At 74.6% G+C, this 23,404-nt stretch carries 18 protein-coding genes and 2 pseudogenes; 11 read left to right on the top strand and 9 right to left on the bottom strand.

Features of this window, described 5'->3' with window-relative positions; all coding sequences use genetic code 11:
* The first annotated feature begins 130 nt into the window (after nucleotides 1-130).
* The 4 genes from ECOMGDLI_RS19240 to ECOMGDLI_RS19230 are packed head-to-tail and all read left to right on the top strand — an operon-like array spanning nucleotide 131 to nucleotide 2,823.
* Entirely contained in the window at nucleotides 131-853 is a 723-nt protein-coding gene (locus ECOMGDLI_RS19240) for an energy-coupling factor ABC transporter permease (protein ID WP_198955010.1), read from the top strand.
* Nucleotides 853-1,203, top strand: a complete 351-nt coding sequence (locus ECOMGDLI_RS35400) for a PDGLE domain-containing protein (protein WP_198955009.1) — start codon at nucleotides 853-855, stop codon at nucleotides 1,201-1,203. Before ECOMGDLI_RS19240 ends, ECOMGDLI_RS35400 begins: the two co-directional genes overlap by 1 nt.
* 4 nt (nucleotides 1,204-1,207) lie before the next feature.
* The gene (gene cbiQ, locus ECOMGDLI_RS19235; protein ID WP_088318490.1) at nucleotides 1,208-1,969 is read left to right on the top strand and encodes a cobalt ECF transporter T component CbiQ; all 762 of its coding nucleotides are present in this window, start codon (nucleotides 1,208-1,210) and stop codon (nucleotides 1,967-1,969) included.
* A 59-nt stretch (nucleotides 1,970-2,028) separates the two neighbouring features.
* Nucleotides 2,029-2,823 carry an ABC transporter ATP-binding protein gene (locus ECOMGDLI_RS19230; protein WP_088318522.1) on the top strand — a complete coding sequence of 265 codons (795 nt, stop codon included), beginning with the start codon at nucleotides 2,029-2,031 and terminating at the stop codon, nucleotides 2,821-2,823.
* Between the two features lie 28 nt (nucleotides 2,824-2,851).
* On the opposite strand, the gene ECOMGDLI_RS19225 is transcribed toward ECOMGDLI_RS19230, so the two are convergent.
* From ECOMGDLI_RS19225 to ECOMGDLI_RS19210, 4 genes are all read right to left on the bottom strand, one after another.
* Entirely contained in the window at nucleotides 2,852-3,658 is an 807-nt protein-coding gene (locus ECOMGDLI_RS19225; RefSeq protein WP_088318520.1) for an SDR family NAD(P)-dependent oxidoreductase, read from the bottom strand.
* A gap of 107 nt (nucleotides 3,659-3,765) precedes the next feature.
* Entirely contained in the window at nucleotides 3,766-7,098 is a 3,333-nt protein-coding gene (locus ECOMGDLI_RS19220) for a S8 family serine peptidase (RefSeq protein WP_233153537.1), read from the bottom strand.
* Between the two features lie 215 nt (nucleotides 7,099-7,313).
* Nucleotides 7,314-8,219: an ABC transporter permease gene (locus ECOMGDLI_RS19215; protein ID WP_088318486.1), complete on the bottom strand. Its 906-nt coding sequence runs from the start codon at nucleotides 8,217-8,219 to the stop codon at nucleotides 7,314-7,316.
* A gap of 13 nt (nucleotides 8,220-8,232) precedes the next feature.
* A complete protein-coding gene (locus ECOMGDLI_RS19210; RefSeq protein ID WP_198955007.1) occupies nucleotides 8,233-11,088 on the bottom strand; it encodes an alpha/beta fold hydrolase in 2,856 nt (951 codons plus the stop codon).
* A 180-nt stretch (nucleotides 11,089-11,268) separates the two neighbouring features.
* Here ECOMGDLI_RS19210 and ECOMGDLI_RS19205 point away from each other — a divergent pair, with 180 nt between their 5' ends.
* Both ECOMGDLI_RS19205 and ECOMGDLI_RS19200 read left to right on the top strand, forming a co-directional pair.
* A complete protein-coding gene (locus tag ECOMGDLI_RS19205) occupies nucleotides 11,269-11,919 on the top strand; it encodes a winged helix-turn-helix domain-containing protein (protein ID WP_088318484.1) in 651 nt (216 codons plus the stop codon).
* 5 nt (nucleotides 11,920-11,924) lie between these two features.
* Nucleotides 11,925-13,223, top strand: coding sequence for an MFS transporter (locus ECOMGDLI_RS19200; RefSeq protein ID WP_158221067.1), 1,299 nt, complete (start codon nucleotides 11,925-11,927; stop codon nucleotides 13,221-13,223).
* On the opposite strand, the gene ECOMGDLI_RS19195 is transcribed toward ECOMGDLI_RS19200, so the two are convergent.
* Genes ECOMGDLI_RS19195 through ECOMGDLI_RS19185 form a run of 3 tightly spaced genes read right to left on the bottom strand, consistent with a single transcriptional unit; the run spans nucleotide 13,196 to nucleotide 14,870 of the window.
* On the bottom strand, nucleotides 13,196-13,690 hold the full coding sequence (locus ECOMGDLI_RS19195; protein ID WP_088288076.1) for a heme-degrading domain-containing protein: 495 nt from the start codon (nucleotides 13,688-13,690) through the stop codon (nucleotides 13,196-13,198). The genes ECOMGDLI_RS19200 and ECOMGDLI_RS19195 overlap by 28 nt on opposite strands.
* On the bottom strand, nucleotides 13,687-14,172 hold the full coding sequence (locus ECOMGDLI_RS19190) for an aminoacyl-tRNA deacylase (protein ID WP_088318482.1): 486 nt from the start codon (nucleotides 14,170-14,172) through the stop codon (nucleotides 13,687-13,689). Before ECOMGDLI_RS19190 ends, ECOMGDLI_RS19195 begins: the two co-directional genes overlap by 4 nt.
* A 2-nt stretch (nucleotides 14,173-14,174) precedes the next feature.
* Nucleotides 14,175-14,870: a Pr6Pr family membrane protein gene (locus tag ECOMGDLI_RS19185; protein WP_088318480.1), complete on the bottom strand. Its 696-nt coding sequence runs from the start codon at nucleotides 14,868-14,870 to the stop codon at nucleotides 14,175-14,177.
* 123 nt (nucleotides 14,871-14,993) lie between these two features.
* Here ECOMGDLI_RS19185 and ECOMGDLI_RS19180 point away from each other — a divergent pair, with 123 nt between their 5' ends.
* Complete coding sequence (locus tag ECOMGDLI_RS19180) at nucleotides 14,994-15,980, top strand: YhjD/YihY/BrkB family envelope integrity protein (RefSeq protein WP_158221066.1); 987 nt, start codon at nucleotides 14,994-14,996, stop codon at nucleotides 15,978-15,980.
* Nucleotides 15,981-16,631: 651 nt separating this feature from the next.
* On the opposite strand, the gene ECOMGDLI_RS19175 is transcribed toward ECOMGDLI_RS19180, so the two are convergent.
* A complete protein-coding gene (locus ECOMGDLI_RS19175) occupies nucleotides 16,632-17,858 on the bottom strand; it encodes an NAD(P)/FAD-dependent oxidoreductase (protein ID WP_143447789.1) in 1,227 nt (408 codons plus the stop codon).
* A gap of 180 nt (nucleotides 17,859-18,038) precedes the next feature.
* Here ECOMGDLI_RS19175 and ECOMGDLI_RS19170 point away from each other — a divergent pair, with 180 nt between their 5' ends.
* A complete protein-coding gene (locus ECOMGDLI_RS19170) occupies nucleotides 18,039-19,793 on the top strand; it encodes a lysyl oxidase family protein (protein WP_143447788.1) in 1,755 nt (584 codons plus the stop codon).
* A 154-nt stretch (nucleotides 19,794-19,947) separates the two neighbouring features.
* Nucleotides 19,948-20,793: an alpha/beta fold hydrolase gene (locus ECOMGDLI_RS19165; RefSeq protein WP_088318477.1), complete on the top strand. Its 846-nt coding sequence runs from the start codon at nucleotides 19,948-19,950 to the stop codon at nucleotides 20,791-20,793.
* A gap of 16 nt (nucleotides 20,794-20,809) precedes the next feature.
* Here the strand turns inward: ECOMGDLI_RS19165 and ECOMGDLI_RS19160 are convergent, their stop codons facing one another.
* Nucleotides 20,810-21,451, bottom strand: a complete 642-nt coding sequence (locus tag ECOMGDLI_RS19160; protein WP_088318475.1) for an HAD family phosphatase — start codon at nucleotides 21,449-21,451, stop codon at nucleotides 20,810-20,812.
* A 123-nt stretch (nucleotides 21,452-21,574) separates the two neighbouring features.
* On the opposite strand from ECOMGDLI_RS19160, the pseudogene ECOMGDLI_RS36890 reads away from it, so the two are divergent.
* Nucleotides 21,575-22,555: pseudogene (locus tag ECOMGDLI_RS36890) on the top strand (DUF222 domain-containing protein); the annotation flags it as partial.
* Nucleotides 22,556-22,701: 146 nt separating this feature from the next.
* Nucleotides 22,702-23,404, top strand: a pseudogene (locus ECOMGDLI_RS19150) (hypothetical protein); the annotation flags it as partial.

Raw genomic sequence — 23,404 nt, 5'->3', positions numbered from 1 at the left:
CGTGTCGACCGTTTCCGGCTTGTTGCGAACTCTTAGCAGTTGCTCGGAGTTCCCAACTGAGCGAGGATCGTCCACGACCGGCTGCACAGCCGGAGGTCGTACGCGGCCGACTGTCGAGGGGACGATCGCCATGCACGTACCTGACGGGTTCATCGACCCGCCCGTTTCCATCGCCGCCGGCGTCGTCGCGGTGGCCGGGCTCGGGGTGTGCCTTCGCGGTGCCCGGCGCGAGCTCGACGAGCGCACGGCACCGCTGGCCGGGCTCGTGGCCGCCTTCGTCTTCGCCGTGCAGATGCTCAACTTCCCCGTGGCGGCCGGCACGAGCGGGCACCTGCTCGGCGGGGCACTGGCGGCGATCCTCGTCGGCCCCTACACCGGGGCGTTGTGCGTCGCCGTGGTCCTCATAGTCCAGGGGCTGTTCTTCGCCGACGGCGGGCTCACGGCGCTCGGCGTCAACGTCACCGACATGTCGATCGTCGGGGTGGTCGTCGGGTACGTCGTGTTCCGGCTCGTCGTCGCCGTGCTGCCCAAGACCCGCTTCGGGGTCGTCGCGGCGAGCGCGGTCGGTGCCTTCGTCGCGGTCCCCGCCGCGGCCCTGATGTTCGTGGTCTTCTACGCGGTGGGCGGCACGAGCGACGTGCCCGTCGGCACGGTGCTCACGGCCATGATCGGCGTCCACCTGCTCATCGGCGTCGGGGAGGCCGTGATCACGGCCATGACGGTCGGCAGCGTGCTCGCCGTCCGGCCGGATCTCGTGCGCGGTGCGCGGCACCTGCAGAAGCGGCTGGAGCTCAGGACGCCGGCGGCCCCTGTCGGGGCGGCCCACCACGGCTCGACCGCCCAGGAGGCGTGATGTCCACGAACAACAAGCGCTTCGCCGTCGGGGCCCTCCTCGTCGCCCTGCTGCTGGCCGGTGTCGTCAGCTACTGGGCGAGCTCCTCCCCCGACGGCCTCGAGAAGGTCGCGACGGACACCGGGTTCGGCGCGCAGGAGAAGGACCACGGGCTCGACGGGTCACCGTTCGCCGGGTACGGCACGAAGGGGCTCGGGGACGGCTTCGCCTCCGGCGCCGTGGCCGGGGTCGCCGGAGTGGCGATCACCCTGGCCCTGGCGGGTGGTCTGACGCTCGTGCTGCGGCGCCGGGCCGCGGCGGGGCACGACACCTCGGACGCCGTGGACACCGACGACCAGGTCGGTCGCTGACGACGTGGGAGCAGGTCACGCGCACCGGCTGTACCGGCCCGCGGCGTCGCCGGTCCACCGGCTGAGCCCGCAGAGCAAGCTCGTCGCGACGGTGCTCTTCGTCTTCGTCGTCGTCTCGACGCCCCGTGAGGCGGTCTGGGCCTTCGGGCTTTACGCCGTCCTGCTCGCCGGCGTCGCCGCCGTGGCGCGCATCCCCGCGCCGCTGGTCCTGCGTCGCATGCTCGTCGAGGTGCCCTTCGTGCTCTTCGCCGTCCTCATGCCGTTCCTCTCCCAGGGCGAACGGGTGGACGTCCTCGGGCTCTCGCTCTCGGTCAACGGCCTGTGGGCTGCGTGGAACGTCCTCGCGAAGGCCACGCTCGGCGTCGTCTGCTCGATCCTGCTCGCCGCGACGACGGACCTGCGGGCGCTGCTCGTCGGTCTGGAGCGCCTGCACATGCCTCAGATCATGGTCCAGATCATGACGTTCATGGTCCGCTACGGGGACGTCATCGGCGACGAGATGGACCGGATGCGCATCGCCCGTGAGTCTCGCGGCTTCCAGGGCCGGGACGTCCGGGCGCTGCCGGTGGTCGCGCGATCGGCCGGGGCGCTGTTCATCCGCTCGTACGAGCGGGGGGAGCGCGTGCACCTGGCGATGCTCTCCCGCGGCTACACCGGGACGATCCCCCTGCGGGGCGAGGCGACCACGGCCGCACAGTGGCGAACGGCGCTGGCGCTGCCCGCCGCGGCCCTCCTGACCTGCATCACGGCCTGGGTGCTGCGATGAGCTTCCACACGACCGGGCACGGGGCACAGGTCGGCACCACCGACCGGAGCGAGGACGGCATGACGATCACCGACGGCACCCCCGAGCGGCTCGACGCGGGGCGCACGCCCGACGTCCCGCCGTCCCTGCAGCTCGAGGGGGTGGCGTACGCCTACCCCGACGGGCACCAGGCCCTGTTCGGCGTCGACCTGCAGGTCGGGCGGGGCGAGCGGGTCGCGCTGCTCGGCCCGAACGGTGCCGGCAAGACGACGCTCGTCCTGCACCTCAACGGCATCCTCGCTGGCGGCGCGGGGTCGGTGCACGTCGGTGGGCTGCCCGTGGTCAAGGACAACCTCCAGGAGGTCCGCCGCCGGGTCGGCATCGTCTTCCAGGACCCCGACGACCAGCTCTTCATGCCGACGGTCCGCGACGACGTCGCGTTCGGCCCCGCGAACCTCGGGATCCGGGGCGCCGAGCTCGACGCCCGGGTGGACCGGGCACTCGCCGCCGTCCGCCTCGGCGACCTCGCCGACCGCCCGCCGTACCACCTCTCGTTCGGGCAGCGCCGGCGCGCGGCCGTCGCGACGGTGCTCGCGATGGAGCCCGAGGTCATCGTGCTCGACGAGCCGTCGTCGAACCTCGACCCGGCGAGCCGTCGCGAGCTCGCGCAGATCCTGCTCTCGCTCGACGTGACGATCCTCATGGTCACGCACGACCTGCCGTACGCCCTCGAGCTGTGCCCGCGCTCGGTGATCCTCTCCGACGGTGTCATCGCCGCGGACGGCCCGACGAAGGAGATCCTCTCCGACCCGGACCTGCTCGCGGCGAACCGGCTCGAGCTGCCGTTCGGGTTCGACCCGCGCGTCCTCGGCTGAACCGGCCGGGTCGGCCCGGTCGGCCCGGTCAGCGCGCCGTCCAGCCCCCGTCGACGACGAGGGTGTGGCCGGTGACGAGCGCCGCGGCCGGCGACACGAGGTAGACGACGGCACCGGCGACGTCGACGGGGTCGCCGATCCGGTGCAGGGCCGCGACCCGCTCGAGGACGTCCGCCTCGAACGCGGGGTCGGCGAGCGCGGACGCCGTCCCCGGGGTGCGGATGAACGTCGGTGCGACGGCGTTGACGGTGATGCCGAGCGGGCCCCACTCGACCGCCAGGCACTTCGTCAGGTGCGAGATGCCGGCCTTCGTCATGCAGTAGACCGACTCCCCCGGCAGCGCGGCGATCCCGGCCTGGGACGACAGGTTGACGATCCGGCCGAAGCCCTGGCCGGCCATGACCCTGGCCGCCGCCTGGCACGCGAAGAAGGTGCCCTTGAGGTTCACCGAGACCGTGGCGTCGAAGTCGGCCTCGGTGACGTCGAGCGCGTCGTTGCCCGGCGCGATCCCGGCGTTGTTGACGAGGATGTCGAGCCGGCCGAAGGCGTCCACGGCCCCGGCGACGGCGGACCGGGCCTGGGCGGGGTCGGCCACGTCCATCGGCAGCCGCACGGCCCGGCGGCCGAGCGCCTCGACGTGGGCGGCGACCTGCGCGCCGTCGGCCGAGCCGACGTCCCGCAGCCCGAGCGCGACGTCCGCGCCGGCGGCGGCGAGCCCGACCGCGATCGCGGCGCCGAGGCCCCGGGCGGCGCCGCTCACGAGGGCCGTGCGGCCGAACAGGTCGAAGCTCGGCAGGGCCGGGACGGGTGCGGGGCCCGTGGACGTCGTCGTCATGCCTGCATCCAACCAACCCGCCGGGACGCCGACGGCGGCGGGCACCTTCCGGTACCCGCCGCCGCCGGTCACGCCCTCAGGGCGTCACTGCTGGTCGTGCTGCTGCCCTACCGGGTGACGCTGCCCGCGAAGCGGGCGATCGCCGTCCCGTCGAACGGACCCGTCACCTCGGCGTAGTTGACGTACGAGCCGCGCTCCTTGCCCGTCGCCGTGAACGACAGGTCGGCCGAGAACGTCTGACCGGGGGTGCCGGTCACCTTGATCTCGGTGCCGTTGCCCGGGATCGTGCCCGTCGCCGGACCGCCGTTGCTGTAGTACACGGCCTCGCCGTTCGTCCCGTCCGGGTTCTCGACCCCGACGGTGAGCGCGCCTCCGTCACCCGTCCCGGTCTGGGTGCCGTACGCCATGGTGACGTCCTCGGCGGTCCCCAGGCCGATCCAGGTCTGGAAGCTGTGCGAGGTGCCGGCCGGGGTGCTGAACTCCCGCATGTCCGTGTAGTCGACGACCAGCCAGGTCGAGACACCGTCGGTCAGCGTGCCGACCCGGACCGCACCGCCGGCCGAGCCGTCGAGGTCGGTCCAGAACGGTGCCAGGACGTTGTTCGGCCGGGCCGCGTTCGGCAGCGGTGTGAGGTTCGCGAACTCCACGTCGGCCTGCGTCCCACCACCGAGGACGACGTAGCCGTTGCTGACGACGCCGATCCGGGTGTAGGTGAGGCCCGCGAGCGTGAACGCCGGGACGTTGAAGTTCGTGATCGTCTCGTCGCCGACGCCCGCGACCGGGGCGATCCCGAACGCGGACAGCGGCACGTAACCACCGGCGGGCGTGCTGCCCGGGGTGACTGCCGCGGCGACCTTCGGGGTGAGCCGGGCCGGGATCGTCGCCGTCCCGGTCACCGTGTTGCCCTTGTTCGTCCCGCCGACGACGCTGCCGTTGACGACCTTGAGCTTGTCCGGGACGACGTCCTTGATCGCCACGGTGGCGTCACTGACGGTGTTGTTCGTCACCGACACCGTGCAGGTGGTCGACGCCTTGAGCGCGACCGTCGCCGGGGCGCAGGTCTTCGTGACCTCGACCGGACCCTGCTTGCGCACGACCGTCACCGGGAAGGTGAAGGACCGCTTGCCGGACTTGAAGGTGATCGTCGCGAACCGGGTCTGCCCGATCGGGACGTCCTTGCCGTCGACCGTGATCCGCAGCGTCCGGCTCGCGCCGGGCCGCAGCGAGAACTCCGACGACGACACGCGGACCTTGAGGTCCTTCGGCGCGGAGACGCTGACCTTGTACTCACGGGTCGAGCGGGACACGCTCTTGAGCGTCCGGTCCACCGTGAGCGAGCCGGAGAGCACGGGCACGTACAGGCTCGGGTAGTTCGCCGTGTAGAGCGACGCCTGCTTCGTGAGGAAGTTCGCGCCCGTCTCGTCGATCGTGAAGTACGGGTCCCGGGCCGTGGCCAGGTTGATCCGCCCGGAGCCGTCGTCGAACGCGTCGGTCGGCGTGACGCCGTCCTCCTTGACGGTCGCCGTGGTGGCGGTCGTCATGAGCGCCGAGTGGATCTGGCCCGGCGTCCACGTCGGGTGCAGCGCCGCGAGGAGGGTGCCGGCGCCGGCGACGTGCGGGGACGACATCGACGTGCCCGCGATGGCCTGGAACAGCTCGCCCTGCGGCCCCGTGGCGGGGTCGACCGTCACCGGCGTGTGGCCGGCGAGGATCTGGACGCCCGGCGCGGTGACGTCGGGCTTGGAGATCCCGAGCGCCTGCCCGGTGCCGCCGCGCGAGGAGAAGGACGCCATGACGTCGCCCTGGGTCGGCGTCGCGGTGCCCGAGGTGATCGTCGCGGTGGCGCCGGGGTGCGCGGCGAGGAAGGCGACGACGGACTGCCCCTCGGCGAACTGCACGTGCACGGCCGGGAGGAAGTGGTTGTCCGTCTCGAGGTCCGTGATGTTCGCGGCGTTGTTGAACAGGATCATGCCGACCGCGCCGCGGGCCTTGACGTTGATGCCCTTCTGGACGCGGCCGATACCGCCACCACGGGCGCAGACGACGACCTTGCCGGCGAAGGCGCCGTCGGCGGTGTCGTCGAGGCACGCCGGGTCGTTCGTCGGCGCCGCACCGGCGTCGACGACCGGGGCCGGCGTCGTCAGCGGCGGGGCGATCGTCGCGCCGGAGACGGTCAGCGTCGCGCCGTCCGTCGAGGTGAGCGTGCTGCTGCCCACGAACGAGCGGGGCCCGGTGCTCGCCGCGACCGTGGTGACCCACGGCTCGCGGTGGTCGGTCGTGTCGGCACCGGGACCGGAGTTGCCGGCCGAGGCGGCGATGAAGACGCCCGCGTTGTAGGCGTCGAGGAACGCGAGCGACGTGAGGTCCGAGTACGGGTTGGACCCGCCGGAGATCGAGTAGTTGATCGCGTCGACGCCGTCCTTGATCGCCTGCTGGGCGGCGGCGGCGGTGTCGCTGCCGAAGCAGCCGGCGAGGGCGCACACCCGGTAGGCGATGACGTGCGCCCGAGGCGCGATGCCGCTCACGGTGCCGCGCGGGACGCCGAAGATCGACGCCTGGACGCCGGCGTTGCCGGCCGCGGTCGTCGCGGTGTGGGTGCCGTGGCCGTCGGAGTCCGTGGCGTCGGTGAACTCACCGGGCTCGAGGCCGACGTTCGCCGCGTAGGTGTTGAGGAACGTGTAGGCGCCGATGAGCTTGTTGTTGCAGGTGAAGGCGGGGCCGGGGTCGGCGCCCTTGCCGAAGTCGCACGCCCGGGGCAGGCCGTCGACCCGCGGCCGCGGGGCCGGGTAGGCCTTGCCCGACGGGTCCGGGTCGGAGAGCGACGGGTGCGCGGGCCAGATGCCGCTGTCGATGACGCCGATGATCGCGCCCTCGCCGGCCTTCTCCTGGCCGCCGGCCTGCGCCCACGCCGCGGGGGCGCCGATGAACTGCGGCGTCGCCTCGGTCTGGAGCTGCTCGAGGGTGTCGACGTAGACGGCCTTGACGGCCGGGTCGGCGGCGACCTTGGCGACGTCGCCCGCGGGCAGGGTCATCGCGACGCCGCCGACGACGACGTCGAGGCGGCGGGTCACCTTGGCGCGCGGGCTCTTGCCCTTGGCCCGACCCTCGAACGCGGCCATCTTGCCGTTGACGTAGGCGAGGTACTTCTTGCTGTCGGGCGAGGAGGGGTCGAGCTTCGCGTCGCCCGTGACGTCCGGGTTCGTCGCGGGCAGCCCCGCGACGCCGCCGTCGTACGCGGCGAGCGAGTCGTCCTTGAGCTTGACGACGACGGTCGCCGTACCGCGCTTCGCGGCCTTCACGGCGGCCTTGACCTGGGCGGAGACCTCGGCGGACAGCGTGGCGCCGTCCTGCACGGGCTGCTGGTCGGCGAGCTTCAGCCGGTCGGGGGACACGGCCCCGGACGCCGGCGAGGCGCCCGCCACCCCCAGCGAGGAGCACACCACCGCTGCTGCGGCGAGGCCCCCGATCGTTGCTCTCCGTGCACCGACACGCAACATCGCGACTCCTGATCGCTGTGCCGGGCAGGCGTCAACGGGCCAGGTGCGCCCGCCCGAACGCCCTGATGACCTCGGGTGATGATGGCACTCCGCCTACCGCGGCGGAAGGTCTTCGGCGAGATCGTCACCAAACACGACTTCGTCCGGTACGGGACCCGTCAGCTGACGACGTCCTTGCGGAGGAAGTGCCACCAGGCCGCTGCCAGGAGGACCGTCGAGTAGGCCAGCGACCACATCGCACCGCGGGCCATCGACTCCCACGCCACCGTGGGCCCGAGGGCGTCGGTCCAGGCGTACGAGTAGTGCGTGGGGAGCACCTCGCGCCAGCGGCCCAGCGCGGTGACGGCGTCGAGGATGTTCGAGACGATGACGAGCAGGACGGCGCCGCCGACGGCCCCGAGCGGGGCGTCGGTCCACACGCCGATGACGAACCCGAGCGTGGAGACGAAGACGAGCGTCACGGCGAGGTAGCCGACGATGACGAGCAGCCGGGGCAGCGCCTCCGACGTCGGCAGCGAGGTCCCGAGCGGGGTCGTCACCGGCCCCCAGCCGAAGAACAGCCCCCCGGCGAGGTAGGCGACGGCGGGCAGGAGGGCGAGCGCGAAGAACGAGTACGCGAGCGCGACGAGGAGCTTGCGGGTCAGCAGGTGCGCCCGCGGCACGGGCGAGGCGAGCAGGTAGCGCAGGCTCGACCAGCTCGCCTCGCTCGCCACGGTGTCCCCGGCGAAGAGCGCGAAGACGACGACGAGCAGGAAGCCCGTCGCGACGAAGAGCGTGAAGAGGGTGAAGTTGCCCGCGCCCGCCGTGGCGACGTCGACGAGACCCGGGGCGCCGCGCCCCGGCTCCGGGTCACCGGCCTTGAAGGCCGCGACGAGCAGGAACGGCAGGACGACGAGGAACCCCAGGGTCAGCTGGGTGCGGCGCCGGGTGAGCTGGCGTCGCACCTCGACGAGGAACGGCAGCGTCCGCCGCGACGCGTAGCCGCCGGCGGCACCGTCGGCGCCGTGCCCGGGCGGGGGCGCCTCGACGTGGTCAAGGCCTTCGTGGGTGCCACGGCTGGGCATCGGTGACTCCCCCTCAGCTCTCGCCCACGAGGGCGAGGAACGCCTCTTCGAGCCCGCGCTGCGGCGCGACCCGCTCCACCTGCAGCCCGGCGGCGACGAGTGCCGCGACGAGCGCGCCGCGCGGCGTCCCGACGAGCCGCAGGACGATGCCGGTCGGCGTCGTCCCGACGTCCTGGGCGCCCTCGACGGAGGCCGCGACCCGGGCCGCGCGCTGCGGGTCGTCGACGTCCACGACGACGACGGTCGCCGAGCCGACGAGGTCGGCGACCGTGCCCTCGAAGACGAGCCGGCCCTGGTGCATGACGACGACGTGCGAGCAGGTCTGCTCCACCTCGGCGAGCAGGTGGCTCGACACGACGACGGTGCGCCCGGTGGCGGCGTACCGGCCGAGTACCTCGCGCATCTCGCGGATCTGCGGCGGGTCGAGGCCGTTCGTCGGCTCGTCGAGGACGAGCAGGTCCGGCAGGCCGAGCATCGCCTGCGCGATCGCGAGCCGCTGGCGCATGCCCTGGCTGTACGTGCGGACCCGGCGCTGCACGTCGTTCCCGAGACCGGCGACCTCGAGCGCCTCGTCGAACCGGGCGTCCTCGGCGGGACGGCCCGTCGCGGCCCAGTACAGGTGCAGGTTCTCCAGGCCGGACAGGTGCGGCAGGAAACCTGGCCCCTCGACGAACGCGCCCACCCTCGACAGCACCGGCGCCCCGAACCGGATCGGCTCGCCGAACACCCGGATCTCGCCCTCGGTCGGGGCGATGAGCCCCATGAGCATCCGCAGCGTCGTCGTCTTGCCGGCCCCGTTCGGGCCGAGCAGACCGAGCACGCGGCCCTGCTCGACGGTGAACGACAGGTCGGACACGGCCCGGAACCCGTCGCCGTAGGCCTTGCCGAGGTCGCGGACGGCGAGCGGCACCTCGGCGAGGTCGGGGTCGGGACCGGTGTCCCGCCGTCCGCGCCGGACGCCGACGGTGACCACGAGGACCGCGGCCGCCATGAGACCGACGAGCCCCAGGGCCCACGGCAGCAGCGGGCGCAGCCCGCCGCCGACGACCTCGGCGTCGAGGACCGGCACGGTGAGGGTGCTGTCGCCGGCGAGCGCGACCTCGTAGGCCCGGCCGTCGGCGGGGAGCGCGTAGCCCTGGTCCGTCGTCGAGACGACGACCCGCAGCCGGTGGCCGACGGCGAGGTCGGTGACGACGGCGGGCAGGGCGACCGTGACGTCACGGCTCGTCGACGTGGGCTCCGGGCCCCGCTCGCCCGCGGCGCGCAGCTCGAGCCGGACCGGGGACACGAGCCCGCGCGGCAGCGTCGCCGCGCCGCCGGGCGCCACGTCGTAGAGCCCGACGAACAACGTCGCGTCGGGCGCGGCCGTCGTGACCCGCAGGGCGATCCGGCCGCCGCCGACGACGGTGCCTGCCCGCTCGACCGGTGCGGTCTCGAACGCCGCGACCTGGCCGGGCAGGGCCGAGAGCGCGGAACCGGCGCCGACGGAGCCGAGGGCACCGGTGAGCGCGCCGCCGACCCCGGGCAGGGCGGTCAGCGCGGCGGGCGAGCCTCCGGGCGGCGCCTGGACGACCTGCGGCCCGCCGGTGAGCGGCAGCCGGACGACGGGCACCGGCCCCGCCGCGGTGACGCCCGGCTCGGCCGGGGCGATCCGCACCTGGGGCGCCGGGTTGCTGTCGATGCTCGAGACGACGGCGTCCGGCACCGTGACCTCGAACCGGGTGTCGGGGGCCGAGCCGTCCTTCTTCACGTAGCGGTCGAACCACGCGAGCGTGAGGTCGCGCAGCCGCTGCGACTCGTCGACGCCGCCGTCGTGGCCGCCGGCCTCCCAGACGACCTTGAGCGGGGTGCCGGTGGCGGCGATCGCGCGGGCATTGGCGTCGCCCTCGGAGAGCGGGAAGAGCGAGTCCGCCTGGCCCTGGACCAGCAGCGTCGGCGCGGTGACGTCCTTCGTGACCCGGGCCGGGCTGGACCGCCACAGCAGGTCGAGCATCGCCGTCGTCGGCCGGCCGGTGCGGGCGGCCTCGGAGTACAGGGCGCACAGGTCCGCGGCGAACCGGCCGCAGGCGTTCGCGGCGAGGACCGCGGTCGGGCCGTCGTCCGTCGCGGCGGGCGCAGCGGCGCCGGACGGCGCGGCACCCGGCAGCAGGCCGGCGGCACCGCCCGAGAGCCCGGACCCGGACGGCGAGAAGAACACCCCGGCCCAGGCCCGCTTGAAGACCCCGGCCGGTGCGACGGGCGTGACGGCGGCCGGGGTGGCCTGCCCGCCCGCGGCGTCGACGGCGAACTGCGGGAAGAGCGCCTGCCGCAGGTCGTTCCACGTGATCTGCGGGGCGATCGCGTCGACCCGGCGGTCGAGCCCGGCGAGCAGGATCGAGAGCGCCCCGCCGTACGAGCCGCCCGCGACGCCGACGCGCGGGTCGCCGGGGGCGTCGAGAAGGACGTCGGGCCGGGTCGCGAGCGCGTCGAGGATCTTCTGCGCGTCGGCGACCTCGAAGTCGGGGGCGTCGAGGTGGATCCGCCCGCCGCTGGCCCCGAAGCCGCGCGCGGTGTAGGTGACGGCCACGTAGCCGTGGCCGGCCAGCGTGCGTGCGTCGTCCGCGAGGTCGGCCTTGCTGCCGCCGAAGCCGTGCGCGAGCAGCACCGCCGGGTAGCGCCGTCCGGACCCCTCGCCGTCCGCCGGCGGGGTGAAGACGCTGACGTCGAGCGTCACCGGCGCGGCGTCGCCGGGCTCCGGGACGCCGTCGACGCGGTAGGTCTGCTCGCGGACCCCGGCCGTCGCGTCGCCGGACGTCGCGACGAGAGCGCCCGCGACGGCGACGAGGACGGCCGCCGTGGCTGCGGTGATGCCGATGGTGCGGCGGCGCACAGGCGTTGCCCCTCCGGTTCCTGGCCGCCCCGGCGGACCACCGCGACGGTTGCGGCAGGCCTCAGCCTGCCATCCCCGGACGGTCAACGCGCGGGACGCCCCGGACGTTCACGGCGATCCCCCGCGACTTCTCTGCAAAGAACTCTTTGCAAAGAATTCTTCGCGGTCTAGGGTCGACCCATGACCGACCGACCCGACGATGTCGTCCGACCGGACCCGCGCGCCCTGCGCGCCCTCGCCCACCCGCTGCGCCTGCGCCTGCTCGGGCTCCTGCGGGCCGAGGGGCCGGCGACCGCCACCGGCCTCGCGGCGCTGACCGGCGAGTCGACCGGGACGACGAGCTACCACCTGCGCCAGCTCGAGCGGCACGGGCTCGTCCTCGAGGACGCCGCCCGCGGCAACGGCCGGGACCGCTGGTGGCGGGCGGCGCACCGGATGACGTCCTTCGACGGCCCGGACGGGGCGACCCTCGCGGCGGCCGACGACGACGTCCGTGAGGAGCTGCTCGCCGTCGGCGACCAGTACCTGCGCGTGGTCGCCGACGGGTACGCCCGGCAGATCGGCGCCACGATCAGCGCGCTGCCGACGCTGGACGACGACCTCGGGGCGGGCTGGCAGCGCGCCTTCACCCTCAACGACTACGCCCTGCGCCTCACCCTCGACGAGGCGCTCGCCCTCGCCGCCGACCTCGAGGCCGTCGTCGGGCGCTACCGCGACGACGACCCCGACCGCCGGGACGAGGCGCCGGCCGGGACGCAGCGGGTGGCGGTCCAGGTCAACGTCCTGCCGCACGTGCCGGCCCGGCCGCACCCGGCGGGGGCCGACGGGTGAGCACGGTGGCCGACCGGTCGTGGCGCGGGCTCGTCGGGCTCCTCACCGCCGAGGGGGTGTCGATCCTCGGCAGCCGGATGTCGATGCTCGCAATCCCGTGGTTCGTCCTCGTGACGACCGGCAGCGCGACGCGGACCGGCGTCGTCGCCTTCGCCGAGATGGCTCCGTACGTGCTCGTCCAGGGGCTCGGCGGTCCCCTCGTCGACCGGGTCGGCGCGTGGCGCCTGTCCGTGGCGACCGACCTCGCCGCCGCCGTCGCGGTCGCGCTCGTCCCCCTGCTGCACCTCACCGTCGGGCTGTCCTTCGCGCCGCTGTGCGCGCTCGTCGCCGTCGCGGGGGCCGTCCGCGGCGCGGGCGACACCTCGCGCTACGTCATGGTCCCGGGGGTGACGGAGCGGGCCGGCGCCCCGATGGAGCGCGGCGCGGGCCTGTCCGACGGGGTCAACCGGCTCGCCGGCATGGTCGGCGCGCCGCTGGCCGGCGTCCTCGTCGCCTTCTGGTCCGCACCGGCGGTGCTCGTCGTCGACGCCGCGACGTTCGTCGTGTCGGCCCTGCTCGTCGTGACGCTCGTCCCGCGGAGCGCGGCACCGGGCCGCGGGGCGTCGTCCGGCCCCGACGACGAACCGTCCGTCCGGGGCTACCTGCACGGTCTCAGCGAGGGGTTCCGGCACCTCGCGGGTGACCGGCTGCTGCTCGGCATCGCGACGCTGGTGCTCGTGACGAACCTCGTCGACCAGGCGGTCGCGAGCGTCCTCGCACCGGTCTGGGCCCAGGACGTCACGGGCAGCCCGGTGACCCTCGGCCTGCTGTTCGGCGCGCTCGGGGCGGGCGCCGTCCTCGGCAACGTCGTCTTCACGTGGATCTCGCCGCGGCTGTCGCGGCGCCGGACCTTCGCGTGGTGCTTCCTCGTGGCCGGCGCCCCGCGACTGCTCGCGATGGCGGCGTTCGCGAGCCCGGTGCCCGTCGTCGCCCTGAGCTTCCTCGCCGGGGTCGGCGCCGGTGGGATCAACCCGATCCTCGGCGCGGTGGAGTACGAGCGGGTCCCCCGGCACCTGCAGGCCCGGGTGCTCGGCGCGGTCGGTGCGCTCGCGTTCGCAGGGATCCCGGTCGGGGCGCTCGCCGGCGGGCTCGGGGTGGCCCACCTCGGCCTGCGGCCCGCACTCGTCGTCGCGGGCCTGGTCTACCTGCTCGCGACGCTGGCCCCGTTCGTCCTCCCGGTCTGGCGGCAGATGGAGCGGGCGCCCGCACCGCCCGCAGAGCCGTCGTCGGAGCCCGCTCAGCCCTCGGAGACCGTCGTCAGGTAGTGCCGCAGCTGCTCGACGACGAACGCGTGGTCGTCGGCCTGGGGCAGGCCGCTCACGGCGACGGTGCCGACGACGCCGACCCCGACGACGTTCACCGGGAAGGCCCCGCCGTGCGCGGCGTAGGTGTCGGCGTCGAGCCGGAACACCTCCTCGAAGCTCTGCCCGCGGACCCGGCACTCGGTCCCGACCCGGTACGAGCTCTTGGAGAACCGGTCGACGACCCGGCACTTGCGGTCGATCCAGGCGTCGTTGTCGGCGGACGTGCCCGGGAGCGCGGCGTGGAAGAGGCGCTGGCCGTTGCGCCGCACCGAGACGACGACGGGCAGGCCGGCCGCGCGGGCGGCCTCGGTGAGCCGGACGCCGAGGGCCCAGGCGACGTCCTCGTCGAACCGCGGGAAGCGCAGGTCGGCCTCCTGCGCGACGAGCTCCGGCAGCAGGGCGACGGCGTCGGCCTGGGTCTGGCTCACGAGGGCTCCTTCTCGGGGTCGGTGACGTCGGCGACGGTCGCCTGCAGGGCCGCGATCGCCACGCCCGCGTCGATGGCGATCGCCGTGTTGTTCACGCCGCCCCCGAGGGTCACCTCGCGGCCGACGAGCCGCTCGTCGGCGACGACCGGCCAGGCGGTGCTCGAGCCGAACGGGGTGATCGTGCCACGTGCGTAGCCGGTCGCGGCCTTGGCGGTCTCGGCGTCCGGCATCGACATCCGCTGGACGCCGAGCAGGGCGCGCAGCTTCGGCCAGGAGATCGTCCGGTCGCCCGGGACGAGGACGAACAGGTAGTCGCCCTCGCCACGACGGACGACGAGGGTCTTGACGACGTCGGCGGGCTCCACACCGCGGGCCGCCGCGGCCTCCGCGAGGCTGCGCACCGGGCCGTGCCGGACGACGCGGTGCGGCAGGCCGAGCGCCTCGACCGCGGCGACGGCGCGGGAGACCGGGTGCGCGTCCATGGTCAGGCGATCCACCGCGGCCGGCGGGCCCGCGCGTCGAGCCACCGGTCCGCCCAGAGGTAAGCGGCCGCGGCCGCGAGCAGCAGCGCCGTGACGAGCGCGGCGTTGCCGAGCACGCTGCCGTACCCGAGGTCGTCGACGTCGACGAACGGGTACGGGTAGAACCCGGCGACCGCACCGTGCGCGAGCGTCCACGCGAACCAGGCGACCGGCCAGACGAGGGCGAGCAGGACGACCCTGCGGTCGGTGCGGCGGCGCGGCCCGTAGACCGCCCAGCCGACGACGGCGAGCAGCGGGACGACGTAGTGCAGCAGCGTGTCGGCCACGGCCCACCAGCCGTCGAGGTCGACGGTCGGGCGGAGCACGACGACGTAGACCAGCCCGGTCACGGTGATGCCGACCAGCCCGTCGAGCCGGACGACCTTGAAGAGCAGCCGCACCCCGCGGGCCGGGCGCAGCCACAGCGCCCACGCCGCCACCGCGACGAGCAGGTTGCTCTGGATCGTGAAGTAGCTCGCGAGCCGCAGCCAGCGCACCGGGAGCGGCTGCCCGGTCGTCGTCGTCGTGAGCACGAACTGCAGGACGAGCGCCGCCGTCGTGACGACCGCGGTCGCGAGGTGGAACCAGGCCGCTCCCGGCGGGAGGGCGAGGTCGCGGACGGGGCGGACCGCGCCGCCCGCCACCTTCTCCTCCACCATGGGCCGAACGATATCCACGCGTTCGGGAGCATGCGCACCGAAGGTCGCCTTCCCGCCCGGACGGCGCACCCGCGGCGACCGCGCCGGTCTGCGGAGGGGCCCGCGCGGCCGCAGGATCACGGGATGGGCGTCACGACCGGAGCACCGCCGCGCACGACCCGCGCCGCGCTGCACGCGACGGGCGCGGTCCTGCGGGACACCCGCCGCCGGTTGCGCGGCCACGACCTGGCGCTGACCTCCGCCGCGGCGACGTTCTACAGCGCGCTCACCGTCGTCCCGTCCGTGCTCGTCGCCGTCTCGCTCGCCGGCGTCCTGCTCGGCCGGGACCGGGCGGCCGGGTACGGCGAGCGCCTCACGAGCACGCTGCCGGTCGCGATGGGCGCCGGCCGCGGCACCGACGCGCTGCTCCAGGCCGGGCTCGCGCTGACCCCGGTCGGCGTCGTCCTCGCGGTCTTCATGGGCACCGCCTACGGCGAGGGGCTGAGCCGGGCCTTCGCGCGCTTCGCGCCGCTGCCGGACGACGCCCGGCCGCCGACATGGTGGGTCCGGGCCACCACGCTGCCCCTGCTCGGGCTGGCTCCGCTCCTGCTGTCCGGGCTGCTCGTCGCGTCCCCGACCCTCGCCGCGATCAACGGCCGCCCGGGCGGCTGGGGCCGGGCGCTCGCGACCTACCTGTCGCTCACCCTCGTCTGGGTGCTCCTCTGGGCCCCGCTCACGTGGACCTACCGGGTCGTCGGCCCCGGGCGGCCGTCGTGGCGGGCCGCGTTCACCGGGGCCGTCGTCGCCTCGGCGTTCGTCTCGGGGTTCCTCCAGGGGTTCCTCGTCTTCCTCGCGATCCCGTTCGACCTCGGCCGGCCGTTCGGCGGGCTCACCGGCGTCGGGGTCGCGTCGTCCCTCCTGCTGTGGCTGTGGGTGCTCCACGCGGTCGTGCTCGTCGGGTACTCGCTCACGTGGGCGACCCACGCCCGGCTCGGGGTCTCAACGCGGCGGGACGCCGACGTCGGAGGGCTGCGGGAAGCCCCCGGCCCACACGCCCCACCCCGCGAGGACGAGCAGCGCGACCGTGGCGGCCGGCACGAGCCAGACCGCGAGCGTCGTCCGGCGCCGTAGCCCGGCGGCCGCCGCGACCGCCGCCGCGAGGCCGGTGAGGACGACGGTGCCGCCCTCGAGCGCGTTGGTGCCGGCGGTGGCGCCGACCGCGACGGCCAGCGCGAGCGCGGCGGGGCGGCCCACCGCCGGCCACGGCCGCGCCCCGACCGTGCGCGCGAGCGCGGCGACGACGAGGTACCAGCCGAGGTACCACAGGTGGTGGCCGACGACCTCGTCCCACAGGTGCGCCGTCCGGCCCGGGGCGACGTTGCCGACGGAGTTCGCCGCGAGGTGGATGCCGTGACCCTCGACGTACAGCAGCACCCCGGTCCCGAGCAGCCACCAGGAGCGCCGGTCCGCCCCGGCCGCGCGCAGCGCGAGCGCGGCCGGCACGAGCAGGGCGAACGGGGTCAGCAGGTCGAGCCAGTCGGCCCAGCGCGTCGTCGCCACGCCGCGGTCGGGATCAGCGCCGGGCGCTGCCGCACCGCCGACGTCGCCGAGCGCACCGACCCAGGTGCCGAGGTGGTGGAAGACCGCGTACGCGAGCAGGGACAGGGCCGCGAGCCGGACGGCCTGGGTGGGCACCGCGGGGTGACCGAGGTGGTCCTCCGGACGGTCCGTCGCGTCGTCCACGGGTCGATCCTGGCACGGGCCCGGCGCCCGTCCCCCGGGTCAGGCCGCACGTCGCCCGCGGACGGCGGCCAGCAGCGCCTTCGCCAGACCGTCGGCCCCGGCGCGGCGGACGAGCCCGGTGAGCACGTGCGGGGTGAGGCCGCCGTCCGCCAGACCCATGTCGACGAACGCGTCGAAGACCCGCGGGTCGCGGCCCGCGACGTCGAGCCCGGCCGCGACGGTCCGCGGGTCGACGGCGAGCCGGGTGACCACGTCCATGTGGAGCAGGTGCGTCCCCATCGCGGCCCGCAGCGCGCGCCGGTAGGTGGCACCCGCGACGTCCGGGGTGCCGCGCCGGGCGGCCCGGGCGGCGGCGAGGCCGGCGAGCGCACCGCTGCGGACCGCGGCGTGGATGCCCTCCCCGGTGAGCGGGTTGACCAGGCCCAGTGCGTCGCCCGCGAGCAGGATCCGGCCGTCGGGCTGGCGGCCGCGGCCCGAGGACAGCGGGAGGTGGTGCGCGGCCCAGCGGGTGCCGCCGTCCGCCGAGCCGGGCAGCAGCTCGTCGACGCGCTCGAGCATCCGGGCCTTCGAGGGCCCGGGCCCGACGGCCGGGAGCAGCTCGCCGTACCCGACGTTCGCGGTGCCGTCACCGACCGGGAAGGACCAGGCGTACGCCGGCCAGCCCGCGTCGTCCGTGAAGGCGATGACCTGCTCGTGCTCGCGGCCCGGCGAGACCGGCGCGTACCCGCGCAGCGCGATCGCCGTCCGGTCGCGGCGGTGCGGCGCGAGCCCGGCGGCGGTGCGGACGACGGAGTGCGCGCCGTCCGCCCCGACGAGCACCCGGCACTGCAGGACGCCGTCCACGTCGACGCCGCCCGGCACCGGGCCGACCCGGCGCACGCGGTGGCGCACGAGCCGGGCGCCGCGTCCGACGGCCGCCTCGACGAGGCGGGCGTCGAACACCTCGCGGGGCACGACGCGTGCCGGCCGGCGCATCCGGCCCACCGCGTCGGTGCCGCCGAGGAAGCCGAGCCGCAGCACGTGGACGGGCTCGTGGTCGTCGTAGAGCTCGGGGACGCCGAGCCGCTCGAGGACGTCGCCGACGTGCGGCGCGATGCCGTCCCCGCAGGTCTTGTCGCGGGGGAAACCCGCGCGGTCGAGGAGCACGACCCGGGCGTCCGGCCAGGCCCGCAGCACCCCGAGCGCCGCGGCGGCCCCGGCCGGGCCGGCCCCGACGACCGCGACGTCGACGGGGCCGAGGAGGGGTTCACCGAGGGGGTCCGTCACGAGGCCAGTCCATCACGCTGCGGCACCGGCCCCGGCGGGAGCGGGTCCACCCGTGGGGGTAGACGGGACATCCCGGACGTCATTCCGAAGTCTGACGACGGGACGCAACCTTCCCGGCATGCTGAGCGTCTCGGTGATCACACAGCGTCCGGCCGCGGGCGCTACTCGGAGGGGAACACTGTGCGCAGTCCACACTCGCGGGCCGGAGGGCCCGTACCCGCAGCACCCGGCCGCCGACGCCGGGCCGTCGTCGCGTCCGCCGTCGGTGCGCTCTCGCTCACCGCGCTCGTGCCGTCCGCGGCGGCGCTCGGGGCCGCCGCGCCGGCCGGGCCGGTCGTCTCGCTCGTCGCCGCCACGAAGACCGTGACCCTCAGCCACTACCCCGACGAGCCGGTCTTCATCGGTGACATCGGCGTGTACGGCGTCACCGGCGGCGCCGCGTTCGAGGTGCGCACCAAGCGCAAGGACTACTCGACGCCGCCCACGTCCGACCTCATCCTCCAGGTGAACGGGCAGCGGACCGTCACCCGGCTGCCCGCCGGGCTCGTCGACGGCTTCACCGGGCTCACCGGCTTCGCGACGCAGACGGTCAAGGACGCCAAGGGCAAGACGGTGTCGACGTCGGAGCAGACCTGGTGCCCGGCGGGCTTCTCCGCCTCCCGGATGCAGCCGGACGCGAAGGCGGTCTCGCCCTACGCCGAGGGCTGCTTCGGCTCCCCGTGGTCGCTCGGCGCGGTCACCGGCCTGCCGGCGCACTGGGCGTCCTCGGTCGGCGGCGACTTCTTCGGCTTCGACCCGTCCCAGCCGGAGCCGGACACGCTCCCCGACGGCACCTACACCGTGACGACGTCGATCTCCGCGCCGTGGCGCAAGGTCTTCGCCGCGACCAAGGCGACGTCGTCCGTGACCGTCAAGGTCGTCGTCAAGGAGGTGCCGTTCCCGGACGGCTTCGAGGGCGGCGCCGCCGGTGCGGCCGCCGCGTCCGCGCTGCGCGCCGGCTCGGGCGGACCGTCCGCCGCGGCGGGCACGAAGCGCCAGTTCCCGAAGCAGGTCCCGGCCGGGCTGCTCGGCCGCGCCGACGGCCTGCTGCCGCGGCGTTCGTCGGCGGCCGGCGCGAACGGCTCGTCGGGCTTCGCCGGCCCCGGTGCCGCGAGCGTCCCGGTGCCGGCCGCGCCCGCGGTGTCGCCGCTCGCCGCGTCGTCCGGTGCCATGGACCGGGCGAACGCGACCCAGGTGCCGAAGGGCCACCGGCCCGACCTGCGGGCCCTGCCCGCGTTCGGGGCGAGCATCATCGGCGACTTCGAGGACCCGCTGTCGACGCGCGAGTACCTGGCGTTCGCGGCGACCGTCTGGAACGCAGGCCCCGCACCACTCGTCGTCGACGGCTACCGCAAGCCCGGCGCCCCGCTCATGGACGCCTACCAGTTCTTCTACGACAGCAAGGGCAAGCAGGTCGGCTGGACCGGCACCGGGGCGCTGAAGTACGACCCGCGCAGCGGTCACGAGCACTGGCACTTCCTCGACTTCGCGAAGTACGAGCTCGTCACGTCGTCGGGGAAGGCGATCCTGTCGCAGAAGGAGTCGTTCTGCCTCGCCCCCACGGACGCCGTCGACCTCACGGTCAAGGGCGCCCGGTACAAGCCGAACTCGACGGGCCTGTCGACGGCCTGCGGCAGCCAGCAGTCGATCGCGATCCGCGAGACCCTCGACGCCGGCTGGGGCGACACCTACGGCCAGTTCCTGCCCGGCCAGTCGTTCGACATCACGGACCTGCCGAACGGCACGTACACGATCCGGGTGACGGCGAACCCCGCCGGCAACCTCGTCGAGGGCAGCACGAGCAACAACGTCTCGAACCGGACGGTCGTGCTCGGCGGCAAGAAGGGGGCGCGCACCGTGACGGCGCCCCCGGTCGGGATCATCGACATCCCGTGACGCGTCACGTGTGACGCCTACGACCAGTGGCGCCGGCCCCTCTCCCCGTGGGGAGCCGGCGCCACTGCCGTACCCGGCGACGGCCCGCGCTGTGACATCCGTGACGTCGTCGCGGGCGTCCTCGACGACACCCGGGTTGGTTAGGGTCGGGCGCATGGGCACCCGGGGGCAGCGGATCCGCGCGGCGGCGTTCGCCGTCGCCGTCGCGCTCGTCGGGACCGGGGCCGCGGGGTGCGGGAGCGGGTCGTCCGGCGGGACGGCGTCCGTGCCCGCGACCGTGCCCGCGACCGGCGCCGTGACGCCGGCCCGCGCGGGGGTCGACCAGGCGGTGCCCGGGACGGTGCTGCTCGTGCCCGGCTACGGCGGTAACGTCCGCGACCTCGACGCGCTGCGCGACCTGCTCGAGTCCCGTGGCCGCACCGTCGTCGAGGTCGACACCCCGGGATCGGGCACCGGCGACCTGCGCGGGCAGGCCGCCGCCGTCGCCCTCGCCGCGACGCAGGCGGTCGCCGCGGGGGCGCCGTCCGTCGACGTCGTCGGGTACAGCGCCGGCGGTGTCGTCGCGCGGATCTTCGTCGCCGAGCAGGGTGGTGCGGCCGTCGTCCGCCGCGTCGTGACGATCGGCTCGCCGCACCACGGCACCCAGGTCGCGCTGCTCGTCAACGGCACGGACTGCCCCGACGCCTGCCGGCAGCTGCGGCCCGCCAGCGACCTGATCACCGACCTGCCCGAGCCCCCGGTCGCGGACGGCGCGCAGGGGCCGGTCTTCACGAGCCTGTGGAGCGCGAGCGACGAGGTCATCGCACCGGCGACGTCGTCGGTGCTCGAGGGCGCGTTGTCGATCCGGCTCCAGGACGTGTGCGCCGACGACGCGACGACGCACACGATGCTGCCGCGGACGCCGCTCGTCGGCGGGCTGGTGCTGCGGGCGTTGGGGGACAAGCCCTTGGGCGTCGCGCCCGGTCCGGACGAGTGCGAGACGGTGCGGACCCGCGGTTGACGCGTGACCGGCGCCGTCAGCCCCTGCCGAGGACGATCTCCTCCAGCTCGGCCAGGGCGCGGATCCGGTGCCGGGCCAGCGAGAAGTCCTGCGAGCGCGTGAACTCGTTGTGGACGACGGCGCAGTCGATCCCGGCCGCGACCGCGGACCGCAGCCCTCTGGACGAGTCCTCGACGACCAGGGCCTCGGCCGCCGGGGCCCCGAACCGCTCGAGCGCCGTCAGGTAGGGCTCCGGGTCGGGCTTGGCGCGCACGTAGTCGTCGCGGACGAGGACGAAGTCCATGTACCGGCGGATCTGACGGTCGCGGTGGATCAGCTCGAAGTCCTCGCGCCGGGACGTCGTCACGATCGCCATCCGCACGTGTCGCGACAGCGTTGCGAGGGCCTCGACGACGCCGTCGATCTCGATCGTCTCGGAGCGCAGGTACTCCTGGTAGTAGCCGTTCCGGATCTCGCGCAGCCTGTCGATGGTGCGGTCGTCGACCCCGGCCGCCCTGGCTGCGGCCCAGGTGCCCGCACCGAGGCTCATGTCGGTCAGGTACCGGTCCCTGTCGAGCGTCAGACCGATCCCCGCCAGGGCCCGTTCACCGGCCTTGAAGTACCAGTGCTCGGTGTCGACCAGGACGCCGTCGTGATCGAACAGGATGTACTTCTTCACCGGCCGATCCTCTCTTCCTCGGGGTGGACGTCGCGGCCTGGTGCTTGAGCGCATGGCCTCGGGCCGCGTTCTCGATTCGAACACCTGTTCGACTTCTGTCTGATTCTGCACTAGGCTTGGATCATGGTCGAGCAGGTGTCGCAGGGCGCAGCGGGGGTCGGGGTCGCCGGTCTCGACGGGCTGCCCGCGGACCTGTTCGGTGGTGGGATCCGGCTGACCGCAGCGGATCTGGCGGACTGCCCGGACCAGGGCGAGGAGCTGCAGCAGGTTCTCGCGGCTGAGTATGTGGACCGGCTGGTCGACCAGTGGTGGGCCGATCCGGGTGCGCGGCGGGACTGGGATGCCGACCTGGCCCGGCTGTCCGCGCAGGGCGCTGCTGAGAACAGGCAGGACGCGACAGGGCGGCGGGTCGTGCTGGACGGGGCGCCCGGCGCCGCGGCGCTCGCTGCGGTCCAAGAGGTCCTTGACGGGTCGGTCGCGTGGACGCCGGAGCAGGCTGCGACCGTGGGGTTCGTCGACGAGTTGCAGGACGGTGCGGTCGCGGGGTTCGCGGCCGCCCGGCGTTTGGAGGGCCATGCCCTGTGGTTGCAGGTCGGGCTGGCCGCGAAGGTGGTCACGGCCTGGACGGGGCGGACCCGGTCGTTGCCGCGCAGGACCAGTTCGGGTCGGCTGGTGATGGACGACCAGGACGTCCTCGTCGACGGCGCGGTCGCCCTCGAACTGGCGGTGGCGGCGGGGATCACTCAGAGCAAGGCCCATGCGCTCATCGACGCCGCGACCGCGTTGATCCTCGAGGCGAAGCTCCCGATGACCGCCCAGGTCCTGCGGCAGGGTCGGTTGGACTGGCCCCGGCTGCGGATGATCGTGTCCCGCACCCGCGAGCTGACCGTCGAGGCCGCGCAGGCCGTCGAACGCCTCGTGTACGCGACCCGCGGAGTCCTGGACGGCGGCACCGGTCGCTTCGACACCGCCCTGACCGCCGCCACTCTCGCCGTCGATGCCGAGGCTGAGGCGAGGCGCCGGCGGCGGAACCGGAAGGGCCGCCGGGTGAGCATCCAGACCACCGACGACGGCGCCGCCCTGTTCACCGCGGTCGGCCCGGGTNGGCCGTCGAACGCCTCGTGTACGCGACCCGCGGAGTCCTGGACGGTGGGACCGGTCGCTTCGACACCGCCCTGACCGCCGCGTCCCTCGCCGTGGACGCGGAGGCTGAGGTGAGGCGTCGGCGGCGGAACCGGAAGGGGCGCCGGGTGAGCATCCAGACCACCGACGACGGTGCCGCCCTGTTCACCGCCGTCGGCCCCGGTGAGGCGATCACCGCCGCGTACAACGGCCTGGACGCGGCGGCCCGGTACCTGCGCCGGCACGGCGACCCACGGACCCTGGACCAGTTGCGGCACGACCTGTTGGTCACCGGCTGCACCAGCGGCTTCCTCCCGGTGCCCGCGGATGTGCTGCCGGTCCCGTCCGGGTGTGTCCCTGACGACGGCGCAGTACCGGTGGCCGCGGCCGCGGTCCCCGAGGCCGGCTTGTTCGGGACTGACAGTGGCCCGTCGGAGGACGGTGACGACGAGTCTGCGCCGGACTGGTTCACCAGCACCTGGCCCGACGTGCAGGTCGCCGTGAACGTCACCGTGTCGGCCGAGACCTTGATGGGCCTGGTGAACGACCCGGGCACCCTGCAGGGGTACGGGCCGATCCCCGCCGACGCGATCCGCGACCTCGTCACGCACGGCGTCTTCCGGTGCGTCGTGGTCGACGGTGAGCACGGCACGGTGCTCGGGGTCGGGAAGAGCACCTACACGCCCGGGTACGTCGCCAGCGAACGGTTGAAGCTCCTCATCGAGCATGCCTACCCGACGTGCACCGGACCCAACTGCGGGAAAGCGGCCTGGCGCTGCGACCTCGACCACCAGACGCCCTACGGTCACGGCGGCGCGACGTGCGAGTGCA

This window comes from Kineosporia sp. R_H_3 (genome assembly GCF_002198675.1).
Taxonomy (GTDB): Bacteria; Actinomycetota; Actinomycetes; order Actinomycetales; family Kineosporiaceae; genus R-H-3.
The sequence above is the reverse complement of the archived record's forward strand: the minus strand, read 5'-3'. Positions and strand labels throughout refer to the sequence as shown.

Coding starts and splice junctions, on each gene's coding strand:
- ECOMGDLI_RS19205 (WP_088318484.1), top strand. CDS start 11,269: ATGACCGACCGACCCGACGATGTCGTCCGACCGGACCCGCGCGCCCTG.
- ECOMGDLI_RS35400 (WP_198955009.1), top strand. CDS start 853: ATGTCCACGAACAACAAGCGCTTCGCCGTCGGGGCCCTCCTCGTCGCC.
- ECOMGDLI_RS19190 (WP_088318482.1), bottom strand. CDS start 14,172: ATGGACGCGCACCCGGTCTCCCGCGCCGTCGCCGCGGTCGAGGCGCTC.
- ECOMGDLI_RS19225 (WP_088318520.1), bottom strand. CDS start 3,658: ATGACGACGACGTCCACGGGCCCCGCACCCGTCCCGGCCCTGCCGAGC.
- ECOMGDLI_RS19240 (WP_198955010.1), top strand. CDS start 131: ATGCACGTACCTGACGGGTTCATCGACCCGCCCGTTTCCATCGCCGCC.
- ECOMGDLI_RS19185 (WP_088318480.1), bottom strand. CDS start 14,870: ATGGTGGAGGAGAAGGTGGCGGGCGGCGCGGTCCGCCCCGTCCGCGAC.
- ECOMGDLI_RS19165 (WP_088318477.1), top strand. CDS start 19,948: ATGGGCACCCGGGGGCAGCGGATCCGCGCGGCGGCGTTCGCCGTCGCC.
- ECOMGDLI_RS19230 (WP_088318522.1), top strand. CDS start 2,029: ATGACGATCACCGACGGCACCCCCGAGCGGCTCGACGCGGGGCGCACG.
- ECOMGDLI_RS19180 (WP_158221066.1), top strand. CDS start 14,994: ATGGGCGTCACGACCGGAGCACCGCCGCGCACGACCCGCGCCGCGCTG.
- ECOMGDLI_RS19215 (WP_088318486.1), bottom strand. CDS start 8,219: ATGCCCAGCCGTGGCACCCACGAAGGCCTTGACCACGTCGAGGCGCCC.